Raw genomic sequence first — 17,723 nt, forward strand, 5'->3', positions numbered from 1 at the left:
ATCAAAATGATGAATATTGTGTATTTGCATGGTTTTCAAAGTAACTCAAATTCAGTGAAAGGGCAGATATTGCGGTGCTATTGCGCAGACTTAAATGGTGTGCATGTGCATTTGCCAGATTTGAATATGCCACCGCTACAGGTGATGCAGCAGATGTCAGAGCTGATTGACGGTCTAGATGATGTGGTTTTAGTGGGCAGCAGCTTAGGTGGCTTTTATGCGACGCAGTTGATGGCACGCCATCACATTCCTGCGGTGCTCATCAATCCTGCGGTCTATCCATGGCAATTATTTCGTGATTTATTTGGCGAGACGGCATTGCCCTATCAGGTGACTGAAACGTGGTGCTTGGATGATGCACAGCTTAATCAAATGCAGGCTTTGGCGGTATCTAAGGTTAAGAATGTAGATCAACTGTTGGTCTTGCTCCAACAAGGTGATGAAACCTTGGATTATCGAGATGCCGCTGGTTTTTATAGTGCGGCTCAAGCCGGCATGGCCATGTTGATCACTGAGGTGGGTGGAACACATGGCATGGATGATTTTGCAGAAAAAATACCGATGCTCTTGCAGTTTTTGTCCGATGCTGTCAAAAATATGTCTAAATAAAATGATCCAATACAAATGCTGACATGCCAGATCTAACATACAAAAAATGGGCAGTTACGACATCATTTGACGTTTAAATTGTTTAAGAAAATGGCGGCTGATCGCAAGAGATATGCATTTTAATAAAAAAGCATATACTGTAGCGCTTGAAGAAATGTTTTAACCAAAAAAGCAGGGAATTTTGCAACGTGACGCAATATACGGCTCAATCACTTGAAGTTTTATCTGGCCTAGATCCGGTACGTCGTCGTCCGGGGATGTATACAGACACTACACGACCAAACCATTTGGCGCAGGAAGTGATAGATAACGCCGTCGATGAAGCGCTTGCAGGACATGCCAATAAAATTACCGTGACAGTGTATAAAGATGGCTCATTGTCAGTTGAAGATAATGGTCGTGGGATGCCAGTTGACATCCATCCTGAGTATGGTCAAAGCGGGATTGAAATCATTCTGACCAAACTACATGCCGGCGGTAAATTCAGCACAGACAATTATCAATTTTCAGGTGGTTTGCATGGTGTGGGGATTTCTGTCGTCAACGCATTGTCCAACCGTGTTGAGGTGGAAGTTCAACGTCATGGCAACCTGTATAAAATGGCCTTTGAACACGGTGAGCCAGTTGCGCCACTGGAAGTTTTAGAAGGTAAATGTGCCAAACGTGCGACTGGAACAACCGTGCATTTTTGGCCTGAAGCGAAATATTTTGACTCGCCTAAATTTGCCTTAAAAGCACTTAAACATAATTTAAAAGCCAAAGCAGTATTGGCAGCCGGTCTACAAATCATTTATGTAGATCAAATCAATAACGAAAAAATTGAATGGCAGTTTGAAAATGGTCTGGTTGACTATTTGATGGATGAACTGCAAGACCGTGACATCGTTCCTGCCCCTGCATTTGTGGCGACCGGTGAGGCAGAGCGTGCCAGCGCTGAGTTTGCGATTTGTTGGAATGTGGAAGGTGGTGAGTCCATTCAAGAGTCGTATGTCAACCTCATCCCGACTGCGCAAGGCGGTACCCATGTCAATGGTTTACGTTCGGGTGTGACAGATGCGATTCGTGAATTCTGTGAATTACGGAATTTATTGCCACGGAATATGAAGCTATCTGCCGAAGATGTGTGGGATGGCGTCAACTTTATTCTGTCTTTGAAATTCCAAGAGCCACAATTCTCAGGTCAGACCAAAGAACGACTTTCAAGCCGTGAAGCCTCTGGTGTGGTGTTAAATATTGCCAAAGATGCCTTTGCACTGTGGCTGAATCAAAACTCCGATATTGCCATGCAACTGGCTGAAATGGTGATTGCCAAAGCCGGTCGCCGTTTAAAAGCTGCGAAAAAAGTTGAACGTAAAAAGATCGTTTCAGGTCCAGCCTTACCAGGTAAATTGGCCGACTGTGTGGGCCATACCCTCGAAGAATCAGAACTGTTTATTGTGGAAGGGGATTCTGCAGGTGGTTCTGCCAAGCAAGCACGTGATAAGAACTTCCAAGCGATCATGCCGATCCGCGGTAAGATTTTAAATACTTGGGAAGTGTCATCTGATGAGGTCTTAGCATCGCAAGAAGTACATGATATTGCGATTGCGATTGGTGTAGATCCGGGCAGTGACGACTTGTCAGAACTACGTTATGGCAAGATTTGTATCTTAGCCGATGCCGACTCGGATGGTTTGCACATTGCGACATTACTCTGCGCACTGTTTGTCAAACATTTCCATACTCTAGTTGAGGAAGGACATTTGTTTGTGGCGATGCCACCGCTGTTCCGTATAGATGACAATAAAGATGTGCACTATGCCTTGGATGAAGATGAGTTGGAAAGCATCTTGAAGAAATGTAAAACCAAAAATCCTCAGATCACACGCTTTAAAGGATTGGGCGAGATGAACGCGAGTCAGCTGCGTGAAACGACTATGGATCCCGATACACGCCGTTTGGTGCAACTGGATTTGGATGACGTACAGTTTACTTCAGGTTTACTCGACAAATTATTGGCGAAGAAACGCTCTTCAGACCGTAAACATTGGTTAGAACAGAAGGGTAATTTGGCCGATTTGGTGGTTTAAAATTGCAATAAGAAAAAAACCACGCAAGTGGTTTTTTTTTGCTTCAAATGTAGGAAAAGCTGCATGATTTGTGTGCTAAAACACCGTATTTTTTGAAAAACGTCGCAAAATTGTTCAATTATAGGTCAAATGTTGGATACAAGTTTGTATGCATCTTTGCGGTGATTTTACGGTGTTTGGATCGAACCATAAAAAATTACAAGCAAAGTTTATGATTGTAACTGTATGAAAAATAATATTTAAAAATAAATAAAAGCACTCAATCAAAATAAAAAATAAGGCTTGGCACAGTTATTGAATTGCTCTGTTGTGATGAAAGACAACAAATGCATTTTAAAAATGTGACTTACAAGCTTAGGTTGGGAGTGTGAATAATGTTTCAACGCAATGTATTTGCTAAAAGTATTTTAGCGGCAACGATGACTGGGGCGATTGCTTTAACGGGCTGTTCAAAACCCGCAGAAGAAAAAACAGAAAGCGCTGCATCTGAACCAAAAGCCGCTGCAGCAAGTGGTGACACCATTAAAGTCGGGATCTTACATTCGCTGTCAGGCACGATGGCGATTTCAGAAACTTCTCTAAAAGATACGGCCTTGATGGCGATTAATGAAATTAATGCGAATGGCGGGGTATTGGGTAAAAAACTAGAACCTGTGGTGGTGGATCCGGCATCGGACTGGCCACTATTTGCGGAAAAAACCCGTCAGTTGATTACCCAAGACAAAGTAGCCGTGATTTTTGGTTGCTGGACGTCGGTATCTCGTAAGTCGGTTTTACCCGTGGTTGAAGAATTAAATGGCTTATTGTTCTACCCTGTTCAGTATGAAGGTCAGGAACAGTCTAAAAATATTTTCTACACAGGTGCAGCACCGAATCAGCAAGCGATTCCTGCAGTGGAATATTTGATGAGTGAGGAGGGCGGTAAAGCTGAGCGTTTTGTACTGCTCGGTACGGATTATGTTTACCCACGAACGACCAATAAAATTCTACGTGCTTTCTTAAAGTCGAAAGGCATTGCCGATGCAGACATCATGGAAGAATATACCCCATTTGGTCATAGCAACTATCAAACCATTGTGGGCAATGTGAAGAAGTTTGCGGCAGGGAAAAAGACGGCTGTGATCTCGACCATTAACGGCGATTCAAATGTGCCGTTCTATCGTGAATTGGGCAACCAAGGCATCAAAGCTGCGGATATTCCAGTGATGGCGTTCTCTGTGGGTGAAGAGGAATTACGCGGTATCGATACCAAGCCGCTGGTAGGACACTTGGCGTCGTGGAACTACTTCATGTCGGTGAAAAATCCAGTGAATACTGAATTCACCAATAAAATGAAGCAGTATGCCGTGGAATACAAACTGCCAAATGCCGATAAATTTGTGACCAATGACCCGATGGAGGCTACCTATGTCGGCATCAATATGTGGAAACAAGCGGTAGAAAAAGCAGGAAGCACAGATGTCGATAAAGTGCGTGAAGCTATGGCCGGCCAAGAATTTAAAGCGCCATCGGGCTATACCTTGCAAATGGATGCGTCGAACCATCATTTGCATAAACCAGTCATGATTGGTCAGATCCGTGCCGATGGTCAGTTTGATGTGGTGCACAAAACCGCAAAAACCATTGCTGCAGAGCCATGGAGCCCGTACATCCCGAAATAATTCAATCCAAATGCCTACTGCCATTGTGTAGTGGGCATGTTTTGATGTGATCCCTAGATGGGGTTGTTCTATTACTCAATAGGGATGCTTATAAGATGAAAAAATTACGCAATTTCCCGATCCTTTTTCTATTCCTGAGCCAATTATTCTGTCTGCAAATCGTGCATGCAGAAACTGCAGCGAATGTCGTGCCTACGGTGCAATCTGTGCAGCAAGGTGACGCCATTCAGCAATTTGTTCGCGGGAGTTTTACCGAGCGACGTAGTTTACTGAATCAATGGCCGGGCGATATTGAATCCTTAGATCAGTTGGCAGCATTGGTCGAAAAAGACCAGTTATATAGTGGTCAAAGCGGTCAAACCTATATTTTAGAAACTGAAGAAAAATTATTGAGCTATCCAGATTTGCAAACCGTGACGGATTGGCCTGCCGATTTATCTCAAGTGACTTTGGTGAATACCCTTCGTAAAGCCTTAACGTTTGCGCAAGCGAAAGAAAAGCTGCAATCGGATGATTTAAACCAGCGTTTAGATGCGATCGATATTTTAGAAAATAACTTGGCTGAGTTGGATGTTAAAAATATTAATCAATTGTATTTAAATGAAAAAAATAACAAAGTTAAAGCCCATTTAGCGCAGCTCAAAGCACGCTTGGATTATCAAAACCCTGATGTTTTACAAAAAATACAGGCGGCCAAAGTGCTGCAAGATTCTAACCGTCCCGATGTGTTGGCGATGGTGGAACAGGAATTACAACAAGCCAACCTGCATCCTGAGTTAAAAGCCGCACTGACAGAAGCCAAGAGCAATATTAAAACTCGTATTCAGGCCAGTGAATGGACTGGACATGTCTTTTCAGGTCTCAGCACGGCCAGTATTTTACTACTGGCGGCGTTGGGCTTAGCCATTACGTATGGTCTGCTAGGCGTGATTAACATGGCGCATGGTGAACTGATCATGATCGGGGCCTATACCACTTATGTGGTGCAAAGCCTGTTTAAGAGTCATCTCAGTAGCTATGTCGATTGGTACTTGATTGCCGCGATTCCTGCCGCATTTATTGTAAGTGCTTTGATCGGCATGTTGATTGAACGTACCGTTATTCGTCCCTTGTATGGCCGTCAATTGGAAACACTATTAGCCACCTTTGGTGTGAGCTTAATTTTGATGCAAGTGGTGCGTATGGTTTTTGGTGCGCAGAACGTTGAGGTGTCGAATATTTCATGGCTGTCAGGGGGCATTGCTGTGACACCGAGTCTGATGCTGCCTTATAACCGTATTGCCATTATTGGCTTTACCGTTGCGGTACTCCTATTACTGGTTTACTTGCTGAATAAAACCCGCTTTGGTTTATTTGTTCGTGCCGTGACGCAAAACCGTCAAATGGCACAGGCCGTAGGTATCCGTTCTAGCCGCATTGACATGATGGCTTTTGGTTTAGGTTCGGGGCTTGCAGGTCTGGCAGGCTGTGCCTTAGCACAAGTCGGCAATGTCGGTCCTGACCTAGGACAAAACTATATTATCGATGCGTTCTTGGTGGTTGTGGTTGGCGGTGTTGGCCAAGTATGGGGCGCAGTATTGGCGGCTTTAGGTCTAGGTGTCAGTGGCACAGTGCTGGAAATCGGCATGGGTGCAGTCTTAGCGAAAATTATTCTACTGGTTCTTGTGATTTTGTTTATTCAAAAACGTCCACAAGGTTTGTTTGCCATCAAAGGCCGTTTTGTGGAGTAAGCGCATGAAAATCACTTCGTTATTATCGGATAAACCCTATAGCGGTATGGCGATTGCCGTGTGCTTTGCCATTTTACTGATTTTACCTTGGTTACATGTATTACCCGCCGATTCAGCACTGCATTTATCAGCGTATTGGGTCACGCTCATTGGCAAGATTATGTGTCTCGCCTTGGTGGCATTGGCCTTAGATTTGGTTTGGGGCTATGCCGGCATTTTAAGCTTAGGGCATGGTCTGTACTTTGCCTTGGGCGGCTATGCCTTCGGTATGTATCTCATGCGTGAAGCGGCAGGCGATGGCTTACCCGACTTTATGCGCTTTTTGAGTTGGACCGAGCTACCGTGGTACTGGATGGGTACTGAACATATCGTGTGGGCATTGGCTTTGGTGGTTTTGGTCCCAGGACTGATTGCCTTCATTTTTGGCTTCTTTGCCTTCCGCTCAAAAATTAAAGGCGTGTATTTTTCAATTATTACCCAAGCCATGACCTTTGCTGCGGCGCTACTGTTTTTCCGCAATGAAACAGGCTTTGGCGGTAACAACGGCTTTACCGGTTTTAAAACCATCTTAGGTATGGATATTACCTCTGCACCAATGCGTGCAACCTTGTGTTTCCTCACGGCACTGACTTTGCTTATCTGTTTTGTCGGTTTACGTCACCTGATGAATAAACCCTATGGTCGCGTACTTGGTGCAATTCGTGACAGTGAAAACCGTTTGCAATATTTAGGTTATCGCACCTTATGGTACAAGCTCTCTGCATGGGTCTTGTCCGCTGTGATCGCAGGGATTGCAGGCGCTCTGTATGTCCCTCAAGTCGGTATTATTAACCCGAGTGAAATGAACCCTGTCAATTCGATTGAAATGGCGGTGTGGGTGGCTGCAGGGGGGCGCGGTACGCTGATTGGCCCAATTTTGGGTGCAGGTTTAATCAATGGGGTGAAGACCTATTTCACGGTGGCTTATCCAGAGGCATGGCTATTGATTTTAGGTGCGCTGTTTATTGTGGTAACGATATTCTTGCCAAAAGGTGTGATTGGGTTATTAGAGCGGTTTAAAAAGGAGCGCAGCGAATGAATGATCAATGGGTTCAACCGCATGGCGGTCATGCTGCTGAAGGTTATGGACGACCAAAGGAGCAGGGTGCGGATTTCAGTCACGGCATTGCCTTGTATTTAGAAAAAGTCAGTGTCTGGTTTGATTCTTTCCGTGCATTAAATGATTTGTCGTTATATATCAAAGAAGGTGAGCTGCGCTGCATCATTGGTCCCAATGGTGCAGGCAAAACCACGCTGATGGATGTGATTACAGGGAAAACTCGCCCGACAGAAGGTTCGGCTTTTTTTGGGCAAACCTATGATTTGGCAAAAATGAGTACAGAGCAAATTGCAGAAGCTGGGATCGGTCGTAAGTTTCAAAAGCCTACTGTATTTGAAAATTTTACTGTGATGGAAAACCTGTTATTGGCAGCACCGAAAGATAAACGGGTGAAAAAGAGTTTCTTCAGCAAACTCGATCCAGATGCGCAAAATGCCTTGGACGAATCTTTAGCACAAATCCGCTTAGAAGAATTAATCCATAAACCGGCAGGGCTGTTGTCACATGGTCAAAAGCAGTGGTTAGAAATAGGCATGCTACTGATGCAGCGTCCAAAGTTGATTCTGCTGGATGAACCTGTAGCAGGAATGACCGATGCTGAAACAGAGCGTACCGCAGAGCTATGTTTAGAGTTGAAAAAGAACCATACCCTTATCGTGGTTGAACATGACATGAGCTTTATTGACACCATCAGTGAAAAAGTCACCGTGTTGGCGCAAGGTGCGATTTTGGCAGAGGGTACATTGGCCGAAGTCCAAGCCAATGAAGATGTCATTGAAAAATATCTCGGACGTTAAGGAGCAGACCATGTTAGAAGTCAAAGACGTCAATCAGTTTTATGGTGGCAGTCATATTTTAAGAGATGTGACATTTGCCGCTCCCGTGGGGGCATGTTCAGTGGTGCTCGGGCGAAATGGTGTGGGTAAAACCACCCTCTTAAAATGTTTAATGGGCATTTTACCGATCAAGTCTGGGCAGATCTTACTGGATGGCAAAGACATTTCTAAACTGAGTCCAGAGCAACGTGTACGTGAAGGCTTGGCTTATGTACCGCAAGGACGGGACATTTTTTCAACCTTGACCGTTGAAGAAAATATTTTGATTGGGATGGCAAAATTTAAAGGCGCTAAAACCCGAAAAGTGCCAGAACATCTCTATGAGATTTTCCCCGTATTGGATGAAATGAAACATCGTCGAGGTGGAGATTTATCTGGTGGTCAGCAGCAACAATTGGCGATTGCCCGTGCGCTCGCTTCCGAACCACGGGTATTGATTTTAGATGAACCGACCGAAGGCATTCAGCCGTCGATTATTAAAGACATTGGCCGTGTGATTCGTCAGTTAGCCGATGGCGGAGAAATGGCGATTGTTTTGGTTGAACAGTTTTATGATTTTGCAGAAGAACTGGCAGATGAATATACCGTGATGGCGCGGGGGCAAGTGATTGCACAAGGTGTCGGTAGTGAAATGCCTGAAAAAGGCATTCGGGAATTGGTGGCGATTTAATATTTAGTTGACTGCGATGTGTGGCGGGCTTGTATCAATCAAGCTCGTTACTCTTTTCATTCAATTTACTACGCTCAAAAAATCGTTGCTGGTCATGGAAATGGCATCAAAAAAACGAGTGGCATAAATTTTTTTTGTTTTAAACCATAAGCTTAAGTTGTTCTCAGTATCGTCATTTGAAGCTTCAGCATGTCGTGCTTCAGTGATGCTAAGTGCAGTACTGAAACTTTGGTAAAGGGCGAATGGGCATCCATCAGTATTCGATCAACTGCAGTCGAATATACAAAATATCTGCTTTATTTTTGTGTGGATTACATTAATCTAAATGTACGACATAACAAGAAGATAAGAATATGGACGCGATATTATATTTGATCCCACCGAATGATTTGGAAACTCTGATTTTAGAAGCAGAAACCCCTCAAGATGTCTTGGATTCACCTTTTGTACAACACTCCTTTTTTTAGGGGAAACGTGGCAAGAGTTGAATCCATTATTAAGCGTGAACAGGGATTCAGCTGCGGCACTGAATTATGCCATTCAGGCAGAACATCCATTGTCAGAGCGACGACCGGGACTGAGCCTTGCAGTGCATTACAATACTGTAGTTCGCGTTGCAGAAATCCATCAGGCATTACAACAGTTAAGCGTGGATGAAATCAAAAAACGTTATTTGGTCACGATTGCAGAAACCGCACCTGAGCAAGAGCTTAAATTGGCCGAATTAAAACTGCTTTTTTTACAGTTACAAGATCTTTATCGTGATGCGGTGCGTCATAATTTATCGGTGCTGAGTGTGATACAAGATGGTATTCGTTTGGATAAATTACCATAAACACAGCTCAACACAGGCTATAACTGAAGTTGCATCAGGACGAGATCTCGCCATTCACCAAATTTTTGTCCCACTTCAGGCATATAACCTGTTTGCTTAAAGCCTAATTTTTTGTGCAGGGCAATCGAGGCGCTATTGCCGTGATCAATGCCAGCGATCATGACATGCATATTTTGGCTTTTGGCATGCTGAATTAGGTGCTCCAATAGTTGCTGACCGAGACCTAGTCGAGCATAGTTTGGGTCAATATAGACAGAATGCTCAACAGTATGTCGATAGCCAGCAAAATGACGGAAAGAACCATAGTCAGCATAACCGGCGATTTGCTGTTGATCTTGATCTTCAATCACCACAAAAGGAAAATTTTGCTTTTGGAAATCCAGCAATTTCTGTTGAAAAGAGTCAAGGGTATAAGCTTGATCATTCCATGTCGCAAAGCCGTTGAGAACTTCATGATTATAGATTGCGAGAATGGCCGCTAAGTCTTGTGGAATTGCAGGTCGAATGAGAAAAGACATGCGCAAATTTCTGATAAAAATAAAGTCAATTTAAAAACTTAGGCATAAAAAAAGCAAGGTGATGAACCTTGCTTTTTTCTTCATAGCGTTCTGAGTCGAACTTAGAAGTGGTATTTCACCAATGCGCTGACATCGTTTTGGTCTACGCCTTTAATACCAAATTTGTTGTTCCAAACTGAATGTTCGATACCAACATATAACTTAGTTTTTGGTGAAATGTGTTTACCCACATTCCATTTGTACTGAGATGTCCAGTTTAATTCACTTGCATGGTCTGCTTCAGCAGTTGACCAGTCTAGGAAGGCATCTGCTAAAAACTCTTCTGAACCTAATTTGAACGGCACTGCATAAGTGATTGTCATTTGATAATCATCTTTAGTCTTGTCGTTAGCCGCTTTATAGAAGTTCACATTTGCATATTGTGTATATGGAATATCGAGAGAGAAACCTACACCGTACAAGAAGTTGTTAAATTCAGAGTTGTGGTGATCGTAACCCGCATTATGTTCCCAAGTCGTTGCAATAAGAACGTCTTTGATTGGACCCATAGAAAGGTCTTTACCAGAAACTTCACCTAAGCTTAGACGTGGCGCTAATTCTGCATAAGTTGATTGATCATCGTTACCATCCAATTGTTGGTCAACGAAGAAGAATACATCTGAATATTTCAGTTTGGCTGCATATTCGGCTGTGATCGTTGTACGGTCTTCAGTACCAACTTCATAGTTTTCACCATATAAGCCAGTTAAGCTGAAATCTTGCCATACGATAGGTGAAGCTTGAGTGAAAGCAGCAGCAGATGCTAATGCACATGATGCAACGATTTGTGTAAGTTTCATTAAAAAATATCTCCCCCGAGAAGCACTGAAAGCATACAGATTATTAAGCAAAAATAAAGCCAAATTTTACTCAACGGCAAAATTGTTTTGTAATTTGAAGGGGAAATACGCTGTGAATGATCGATGACGGTAAAAGCGAGATTTTGAGTTTGAATGGAATTGTACAAATAGAAGGTGGGCGTCGAGGAATTGCACAAGAATATGACCCAAATCAATTAAAACAATGCAAATCTACAATAAAGTCTTACTTTTTGTATGGATATTAAAAAAATATCAAAATAGCACTTGCAAAATTCTAACTTAAGACCGATATTCGAAGTATAAGGACACGGATCTGCAGACTCTAAAGTGTTCATCATTCAATGTGGAGGACGACGTTCCATACAAAGTTGAAGATGGTCATTGCTGTAACATTTACAGCAAATGTAACGTGCCAAGATAATAAGTTTTGCACAAATTTTTATAGCTAATACAGATAGATATGAGGATGATATTATGAACATTGAAATCCGTACAGATAAAAACATTATAAACAGTGATCGACTAATTACATACGTTCGTGCAGAACTTAATGAAGAATTTCAGCGCCATAGTGAACGCATTACCCACTTTTCGGTGCATTTAAGTGATGAAAATGGGGACAAGGGCGGCAGCGACGACATCAAATGTATGATTGAAGCGCGTCCAGCAGGTTTGAAGCCTGTCGTGGTCAACCATCGTGGTCATAATGTAGATACAGCTATTCACGGTGCAATTGATCGACTTAAACGTAGTCTTGAACATGTGTTCGAAAAGAAAGAGAACCCACGCAGTACGCAACCTGCTTTTGCTGAAGCGGATGATATCGTAGACGACGAATAAGTCTCAAAATTTAAAAAAAGCCCTGCGGGGCTTTTTTTGTGTGTTTTGTATTTTGTTTTACATGAAATTCAAACAAACGCAGCTTTATTCGGCATAATAGATCAAAATAAATTGAAGTGAGCTTTCCAGATGTTAACAGCGCAACAACAGCTTTTTGTGCAAGCGTTAGAAGAACAAGATCTTGCACAGGTGCAACGCCTGTTGGCAGATGGTCTTAATCCAAATTTTATCGACTTTGAGAAAGGACCTGCGGTTTCTGTATGGTCTGATGGTTTGTTTAAATGGTGGGAAATGGTTTGCGAAGCGTATGAAGCAGGCCAACCTTTAACAGCAGAACAGAAAACACAACATTTAGATGTACATATGCAAATCTTGGAAGCGCTGATTCAAGCCAAAGCCAATGTGCATTTATGGGATGCTGAAGAAATTTATGGTCCATTATGGGATGCTGCGAGTGCAGCATGTGTCCCTGCGGTACAGCGTTTATTGGATGAAAAAGTGAATCCAAATATGATTGATAGCGATGGTTTAACCATTTTATCGTCGATTAGTGAATTATTTTTTGACTGTGATTTTGATGCGGTAAATTGGTCAGAAGCATTGGAAGAAGAAAAACAAACCTTGGAGCTTTTGCGTAGCCATGGCGCAAAAATGACCAAAGAATTAGCATAATTGTGAGTAAAAACATGACTGTATTTAAAGTTTTAAGCATTGCAACATTATCCAGTTTGAGCCTGTCTGCATTTGCGGCGGATTTTTCATTTGATCGTCCGGGCGCGGGTATGGGCACAGGCATTACCCCTGTAGGTCGTTTGGCATGGGAACAAAGTTTGCCAGCAGCGAGCTATAGTGAAAGTCGTGATGAAAATGGTGAAAAAGTAAAAAACACCACTTTAAATGCAGACATGTTATTCCGTACTGGTTTGGCAAAAGATTTGGAATTGCAATTGGGTTGGCAAGGTCCTGCATGGTCTAAAACCAAAGTTGCGGGTCGCTCAGTTGAAGATGATGGTTTGGGTGATGTCAGCATTGGCCTGAAAAAAGCCATTGATTTGAATGATGAGAAATTGTCGATGGCTATTCTTGCTGAAGCTATTATTGCGACAGGCAATGAAGGCTTTAGTGCTGAAGATGACATTTATAGTCTGACTTCAGCCGTGGCTTATGATTATAGCGATACAATTGGGACTTCAATGACCATGCGTTATGAGGTTCAAGATGGTGATTGGGCTGTGAGTGCAATTCCGGGAATGGAATATCACATTGCGGGTAATTTATCGGGCTTTTCTGAGCTGGTTTATCGCAAAGCAGAGAGTACCGATCAGGAAGTGTCTTTGGCTTCAGGTCTGACGTATGCCGTTTCGGATCGTATGCAGTTGGATGCGAGCGTCGGTCTAGAACTCACTGGCGGTCATAAAAATTATCAGTCCGGTTTGGGCGTATCTTACCTGTTCTAAAAGAACCCTAAATTTTAAAACGTATAAATACAGACTGAGGATGAATTCAGCTGAATGAAACAATGGACTTATGTTGCGGCAGCGGCTGTGCTGTCGTTCAGTATGGGCGTCTCTGCTCAGGATGCATTACTTTCAGCTGAAGATGCTTTTCCTTTCTCGGTCGTCTCCGATCGTGCAGATCAGGCGGAGCTGAGTTGGGATATTCCAGCGCATTATTATCTGTATCAGCACAAAATAGAGGTGAAGCAGGGCAATCAAGTTTTGGCTTTGGATTTGCCTGCTGCTGAGGATTTAAAAGACGATAACTATGGTCATACGCAGGTGTATTACCAACAGTTGAGTTTTAAAATTCCAACTCAAAAACTGCAGACTTATCAAGTCAGTTGGCAAGGCTGTGCCAAGGATCGGGTGTGTTATCCACCACAGAGCATCAGCTTTGAAACGGATGCTTCTGGTTTGGTCACACAGCAAAATCTAGCCACTCCAAGCAAACGTTTACTCGACTTTGCAGCAGAAAATAATGCTGAACAGCCTACGGCGAATCGTTTAGATCAGCAGAGGGCAGATAATGCTGCACTGGCTTCTGAACGCTATACCGCAAGCGACCAAATGTGGTCTGAAAAATTAGCGCAAAGCTCTATATTTTATGGACTTTTGCTGTTTTTTGGCCTGGGTTTTTTGCTGGCTTTTACCCCTTGTTCATTGCCAATGCTGCCGATTTTAACCTCACTGATTGTCCGCGACAGCCGAGGTTTAAAAGCATGGATGATTGCACTGACTTTTGTCACCAGTATGGCGATGGTGTATGCCATTCTCGGCTTGGTGGCGTCGTCTGCAGGTTTGAATTTCCAGCGTTGGTTGCAACAACCCTCGACCTTAATTGCCTTTAGCGTACTCTTTGTGGTTTTTGCCCTGAATTTATTTGGTTTATTTGAACTGAAATTGCCACGCAGTTGGGTCAATCGCTTAGACCAAGCTCAGTCGATGCAAAAGGGCGGTAGTCTCGTTGGCGCTGGGGTCATGGGGATGATTTCAGCATTACTGGTCGGTCCTTGTATGACAGCACCGTTGGCAGGCGCATTATTATTTATTTCCCAAACCCAAAGTCAGTGGCAAGGTGCGTTATTGTTATTCACCCTCGGCTTTGGCATGGGGACCCCGCTATTGTTGGCCAGTGTCCTTGGCTCACGGGTATTGCCTAAAGCGGGTTTGTGGATGAATCAAATCAAGGTGCTCTTTGCTTTCATTATGTTGGCATTGGCTTTGTATTTTATTCGACCATTGATCAGTGAAGCTTGGTTACAGTGGTTATCCCTTGCTCTGGGTCTGGTGTTTAGCGCTTATGTGCTTTGGCGCATTTTATGGCGCAGTACTCAGCTCAAATGGCTGTATATCTTGGTGTTCTGTGCCGCCTTACCTTATCTTATTGTGTACAGTCAATATCAACATAGCCAACGTTTTTTAGTCGAAGAAAATCAACAACAAAGTGCTTGGCATGTGGCACATACAGCGGAAGAGTTTCAACGTTTATTAAGTGAAATTCCTCAAGGTCAATCCGCGATTATTGATGTCTATGCCGATTGGTGTGTGGCCTGCCAGCCGATTGAACATAAAGTTTTAAAATCGGCTTCGGTACAACAGGCTTTGGCACCGTATTACTTAATTAAGTTGGATTTGAGTCAGTATGATGCAACCCATCAAGTTCTGCTCAATCAATGGGATATTTTAGGGCCACCAACCTATTTATTTTTAGATACAGCGCATCAAGAGATACGTGGACTACGCTTGACGGGTGCTTTTAGTGAGAAGGAATTGCTCGCGCAATTGGAAAAATTTAAATCGCGTGGAGAATAAAAATGATGCAATTATATATTGCCAATAAAAACTATTCGACGTGGTCTATGCGACCGTGGTTGGTGTTACACGCGTTTAATTTACCCTTTCAAGAGATCTTGATCCCTTTTTCTGAAGAAGCAGATGGCGGAGCGTTCAAGCAGCAAATGTTAGCCCTACATGCCAATGGCAAGTGCCCCTACTGCAACATGACGGTGTGATGATTTGGGACTCATTGGCGATTTGTGAATATTTGGCAGAGCAGTTTCAAGAGCTTACACTGTGGCCCAAAGATCCCACACAACGTGCATGGGCACGGAGTATTTGCGCGGAAATGCACAGTAGTTTTATGCAATTGCGTAGCTTATGCAGTATGAATTTGCAGGCGGATTATGGTCGCCATGGTCAAATATTATGGTCTGAACATGCCGAATTGTGTGCTGAAGTAGCGCGAATCGAACAGATTTGGTCGAGTCGTGCTGCGGTGGATGGCTTTCTATGCGGTGAATTTACTATTGCCGATGCTTTTTTTGCACCCGTGGTAACACGTTTACAGACCTTTCAGTTACCTGTGAGTGACAACACACAGCGTTATATGCAAAAGATTTTGCAGCATCCTTCTGTGGAGGCATGGATCGCGGCTGCTCAACTGGAACAGCCAGTCCGCCGTATGGAACAGTATCCACGGTAAAAGCTCAACGCCACGTCTGATCTGTATAAAAGTTTTAAACCAAATGGCTAAAGCTTTGTTGTTCGGTGTAGGCCATCACCATGTTGCGGCCGCCAGCTTTAGCTGCGTATAGCGCTTGATCTGCATGGGTCAGCAATTGTTGCGGTACCAATTCTGGCGTAGAAATCGCAATGCCAAAACTGGCTGTCACATGAATTGACTGACCTTCATGCCCCCAAATTTCAAGCTGCTCAATGGCTTTTCGACAGCGCTCTGCAATGAATATCGCTTGTTCTAAGTTAGAGTTTTTTAACACCAAAATAAACTCTTCGCCGCCAAAACGCCCAACCACATCACTACCGCGTAAATGTTGGTTTAATACTTGGCTGACGAGAATCAGGGTTTCATCGCCTTTATCGTGTCCGAATTCATCATTGATACGTTTGAAATGGTCTAAGTCCAATAAGACCAGTGCATATGTAGCTGTTTTAGCATTATCGAGCTGTTCCAAACACTGATTGATACTGCGTCGATTAAATAAATTGGTCAGTGGGTCGACTTGACTAAGTTTTTGAATCAAATGCTCTCGATGACGCCATTGGCTGAGTAAGATTTCAAATAAAGCCAAACAGGTTAATAAAATAGGAACAATGAAAAAGATCATTGAGAAGAGCCAAAAACTATTTTGATAGCCATAGGCATGAGGTTGAAAAATCGGGGCATAGGGGATAATGCCGCGGATGCTTAAATACATACAAATGGATAAAAAAATCGTGGCTGGGATCAGCATGCTATAGACGATTTTTCGTGTAAATAGCACCAATCCAACGGTCACAAGGCTCACGTAGGAGATCATGGTGGCTGGACTCATAACGCCAATTAAATAACCATCACGACATAAAGAAATGACGAATAAGCCGACCGAAAGATAAGGTAAAATTAGCTGAATCTTGGGATTATCTTTTCCAGCATAGCAAGGCCAAATCAGGAGGACCATTAAGCAAAAAAAGACGATATTGGTCCACAATTGAGAGTGGATGAGATCAAGGTTAACCCACTGCCAAAGTTCTGGCGTGACATAAACATAAAATTTCCAAATGATCCAAAGCAGATGAATGGCTGAGCCAAGCATCAGCATGAGCATACACTTTTTCAGGATGCTCCAATTCATGACCACTTCATCTTCCAGTAAATACTGGGCGATTCTATTGCGAAGGATCATGTCACGTATGCTTGATTTCACCGTCATCCTGTGTCTTTGCCCTGTTCGAGTTATCAGTTTTTTTCTTAAAGTTTATATAGATATCATTTTATAGGCTTACATTAGCATGAAAATTTACACTTGATAACGGTCAAGAACCGCTCAGTAATTTTAAATTTTTTACGAGTTCAAAAAGATTGTTCTAAAAATAAAACATAGTGTCATAAGGATCGGGATTATTCTATTTATGAAAAGTGATTACACTAGGCTCAAGTTAATAACAATAGCTTTAGGTTTTAGTCATGAAAATTTTGCATATTGATTCAAGCATCATGGGCGACGCTTCAGTTTCACGTCAACTCAGCGCTGAAATTGTACAACAGCTACAGCAAAAACATGGTGATGCGGCACAGGTTCAATATCTCGATTTAGCTGTACAGCAGATTCCACATCTCAGCAGTGAAATTTTGATGGGTCAAAATGCAGAACAATCGGCTTTAGGCGAGCAACTGTTACAACAGTATTTAGATGCTGATGTGGTTGTGGTTGGTGCTGCTATGTACAACTTCGGTTTACCCTCAACTTTGAAAGCATGGATCGACCGTATCAGTGTTGCAGGTCGTACAGAGGTGGTTCCACTTGTTTGAACAACTAAAAGCGTATTTATAAGTGATATTCTGCTCTAGTTAAGCCACCTTGTTTTGTTGCGGTAGCTGATCATAGTAAAACTCATTTGGTGTCATTTTGTCTAGACTCGAATGAGGTCGTTTCAGATTATAAAACTCAAAATATGCACTCAATTGCTTTTTCGCATCTGTGACACTGCTATAAGCTT

At 42.9% G+C, this 17,723-nt stretch carries 16 protein-coding genes and 2 pseudogenes; 14 read left to right on the top strand and 4 right to left on the bottom strand.

Translation table 11 applies throughout. The features are described from left to right. Positions 1–9: 9 nt before the first annotated feature. The 8 genes from FTT72_RS12190 (at position 10) to FTT72_RS12225 (ending at position 9,509) form a co-directional block, all read left to right on the top strand. Entirely contained in the window at positions 10–609 is a 600-nt protein-coding gene (locus FTT72_RS12190; RefSeq protein ID WP_180178457.1) for a YqiA/YcfP family alpha/beta fold hydrolase, read from the top strand. 188 nt (positions 610–797) lie between these two features. Beyond that, positions 798–2,678: a DNA topoisomerase IV subunit B gene (gene parE, locus FTT72_RS12195; RefSeq protein WP_180178451.1), complete on the top strand. Its 1,881-nt coding sequence runs from the start codon at positions 798–800 to the stop codon at positions 2,676–2,678. A gap of 374 nt (positions 2,679–3,052) precedes the next feature. After that, a complete protein-coding gene (urtA, locus tag FTT72_RS12200) occupies positions 3,053–4,339 on the top strand; it encodes an urea ABC transporter substrate-binding protein (protein WP_180078537.1) in 1,287 nt (428 codons plus the stop codon). 95 nt (positions 4,340–4,434) lie between these two features. Then, positions 4,435–6,069, top strand: a complete 1,635-nt coding sequence (gene urtB, locus FTT72_RS12205) for an urea ABC transporter permease subunit UrtB (protein WP_180178452.1) — start codon at positions 4,435–4,437, stop codon at positions 6,067–6,069. A gap of 4 nt (positions 6,070–6,073) precedes the next feature. After that, the gene (gene urtC, locus FTT72_RS12210; RefSeq protein WP_180054174.1) at positions 6,074–7,147 is read left to right on the top strand and encodes an urea ABC transporter permease subunit UrtC; all 1,074 of its coding nucleotides are present in this window, start codon (positions 6,074–6,076) and stop codon (positions 7,145–7,147) included. Further along, on the top strand, positions 7,144–7,965 hold the full coding sequence (gene urtD / locus FTT72_RS12215; RefSeq protein WP_068532837.1) for an urea ABC transporter ATP-binding protein UrtD: 822 nt from the start codon (positions 7,144–7,146) through the stop codon (positions 7,963–7,965). Before urtC ends, urtD begins: the two co-directional genes overlap by 4 nt. Positions 7,966–7,975: 10 nt before the next feature. Further along, on the top strand, positions 7,976–8,674 hold the full coding sequence (urtE, locus tag FTT72_RS12220; protein ID WP_068532840.1) for an urea ABC transporter ATP-binding subunit UrtE: 699 nt from the start codon (positions 7,976–7,978) through the stop codon (positions 8,672–8,674). Between the two features lie 502 nt (positions 8,675–9,176). Beyond that, positions 9,177–9,509, top strand: coding sequence for a DUF1877 family protein (locus tag FTT72_RS12225; RefSeq protein WP_373686918.1), 333 nt, complete (start codon positions 9,177–9,179; stop codon positions 9,507–9,509). Positions 9,510–9,526: 17 nt separating this feature from the next. Here FTT72_RS12225 and FTT72_RS12230 read toward each other — a convergent pair whose 3' ends face one another. Next, positions 9,527–10,027: a GNAT family N-acetyltransferase gene (locus tag FTT72_RS12230; protein WP_180178453.1), complete on the bottom strand. Its 501-nt coding sequence runs from the start codon at positions 10,025–10,027 to the stop codon at positions 9,527–9,529. Positions 10,028–10,128: 101 nt separating this feature from the next. Continuing rightward, entirely contained in the window at positions 10,129–10,866 is a 738-nt protein-coding gene (locus FTT72_RS12235) for an outer membrane protein OmpK (protein ID WP_078190594.1), read from the bottom strand. Positions 10,867–11,361: 495 nt separating this feature from the next. On the opposite strand from FTT72_RS12235, the gene FTT72_RS12240 reads away from it, so the two are divergent. The 5 genes and pseudogenes from FTT72_RS12240 to FTT72_RS12260 all read left to right on the top strand — a co-directional run bounded on the left by FTT72_RS12240 (position 11,362) and on the right by FTT72_RS12260 (position 15,708). After that, positions 11,362–11,727, top strand: a complete 366-nt coding sequence (locus FTT72_RS12240; RefSeq protein ID WP_168379689.1) for an HPF/RaiA family ribosome-associated protein — start codon at positions 11,362–11,364, stop codon at positions 11,725–11,727. Between the two features lie 129 nt (positions 11,728–11,856). Continuing rightward, positions 11,857–12,399, top strand: a complete 543-nt coding sequence (locus tag FTT72_RS12245) for an ankyrin repeat domain-containing protein (protein ID WP_078190592.1) — start codon at positions 11,857–11,859, stop codon at positions 12,397–12,399. 14 nt (positions 12,400–12,413) lie between these two features. Beyond that, the gene (locus tag FTT72_RS12250) at positions 12,414–13,184 is read left to right on the top strand and encodes a transporter (protein WP_168379690.1); all 771 of its coding nucleotides are present in this window, start codon (positions 12,414–12,416) and stop codon (positions 13,182–13,184) included. A gap of 54 nt (positions 13,185–13,238) precedes the next feature. Continuing rightward, positions 13,239–15,038 (top strand): protein-disulfide reductase DsbD, encoded by a 1,800-nt coding sequence (gene dsbD, locus FTT72_RS12255; protein WP_180178454.1) that lies wholly within the window; start codon positions 13,239–13,241, stop codon positions 15,036–15,038. Positions 15,039–15,040: 2 nt separating this feature from the next. Then, a pseudogene (locus FTT72_RS12260) lies at positions 15,041–15,708 on the top strand (glutathione S-transferase family protein). A gap of 34 nt (positions 15,709–15,742) precedes the next feature. Here the strand turns inward: FTT72_RS12260 and FTT72_RS12265 are convergent. Beyond that, positions 15,743–16,936, bottom strand: coding sequence for a GGDEF domain-containing protein (locus FTT72_RS12265; RefSeq protein WP_180178455.1), 1,194 nt, complete (start codon positions 16,934–16,936; stop codon positions 15,743–15,745). Between the two features lie 254 nt (positions 16,937–17,190). Between FTT72_RS12265 and FTT72_RS12270 the strand changes: the two are divergent. Then, positions 17,191–17,514, top strand: a pseudogene (locus FTT72_RS12270) (FMN-dependent NADH-azoreductase); the annotation flags it as partial. Positions 17,515–17,574: 60 nt separating this feature from the next. On the opposite strand, the gene FTT72_RS12275 reads toward FTT72_RS12270, so the two are convergent. Then, on the bottom strand, positions 17,575–17,723 hold a 149-nt coding region (locus tag FTT72_RS12275), incomplete at its 5' end, for an integrase core domain-containing protein (protein WP_079745370.1).

The organism is Acinetobacter sp. YH01005 (assembly GCF_013420465.1).
Classification (GTDB): Bacteria; Pseudomonadota; Gammaproteobacteria; order Pseudomonadales; family Moraxellaceae; genus Acinetobacter; species Acinetobacter amyesii.

What these genes read in the sequence shown, in the direction of transcription:
- FTT72_RS12190 (WP_180178457.1), top strand. Translation starts at nt 10, where the DNA reads ATGAATATTGTGTATTTGCATGGTTTTCAAAGTAACTCAAATTCAGTG.
- urtA (WP_180078537.1), top strand. Translation starts at nt 3,053, where the DNA reads ATGTTTCAACGCAATGTATTTGCTAAAAGTATTTTAGCGGCAACGATG.
- urtB (WP_180178452.1), top strand. Translation starts at nt 4,435, where the DNA reads ATGAAAAAATTACGCAATTTCCCGATCCTTTTTCTATTCCTGAGCCAA.
- urtC (WP_180054174.1), top strand. Translation starts at nt 6,074, where the DNA reads ATGAAAATCACTTCGTTATTATCGGATAAACCCTATAGCGGTATGGCG.
- urtD (WP_068532837.1), top strand. Translation starts at nt 7,144, where the DNA reads ATGAATGATCAATGGGTTCAACCGCATGGCGGTCATGCTGCTGAAGGT.
- urtE (WP_068532840.1), top strand. Translation starts at nt 7,976, where the DNA reads ATGTTAGAAGTCAAAGACGTCAATCAGTTTTATGGTGGCAGTCATATT.
- FTT72_RS12230 (WP_180178453.1), bottom strand. Translation starts at nt 10,027, where the DNA reads ATGTCTTTTCTCATTCGACCTGCAATTCCACAAGACTTAGCGGCCATT.
- FTT72_RS12235 (WP_078190594.1), bottom strand. Translation starts at nt 10,866, where the DNA reads ATGAAACTTACACAAATCGTTGCATCATGTGCATTAGCATCTGCTGCT.
- FTT72_RS12240 (WP_168379689.1), top strand. Translation starts at nt 11,362, where the DNA reads ATGAACATTGAAATCCGTACAGATAAAAACATTATAAACAGTGATCGA.
- FTT72_RS12245 (WP_078190592.1), top strand. Translation starts at nt 11,857, where the DNA reads ATGTTAACAGCGCAACAACAGCTTTTTGTGCAAGCGTTAGAAGAACAA.
- FTT72_RS12250 (WP_168379690.1), top strand. Translation starts at nt 12,414, where the DNA reads ATGACTGTATTTAAAGTTTTAAGCATTGCAACATTATCCAGTTTGAGC.
- dsbD (WP_180178454.1), top strand. Translation starts at nt 13,239, where the DNA reads ATGAAACAATGGACTTATGTTGCGGCAGCGGCTGTGCTGTCGTTCAGT.
- FTT72_RS12265 (WP_180178455.1), bottom strand. Translation starts at nt 16,936, where the DNA reads ATGACGGTGAAATCAAGCATACGTGACATGATCCTTCGCAATAGAATC.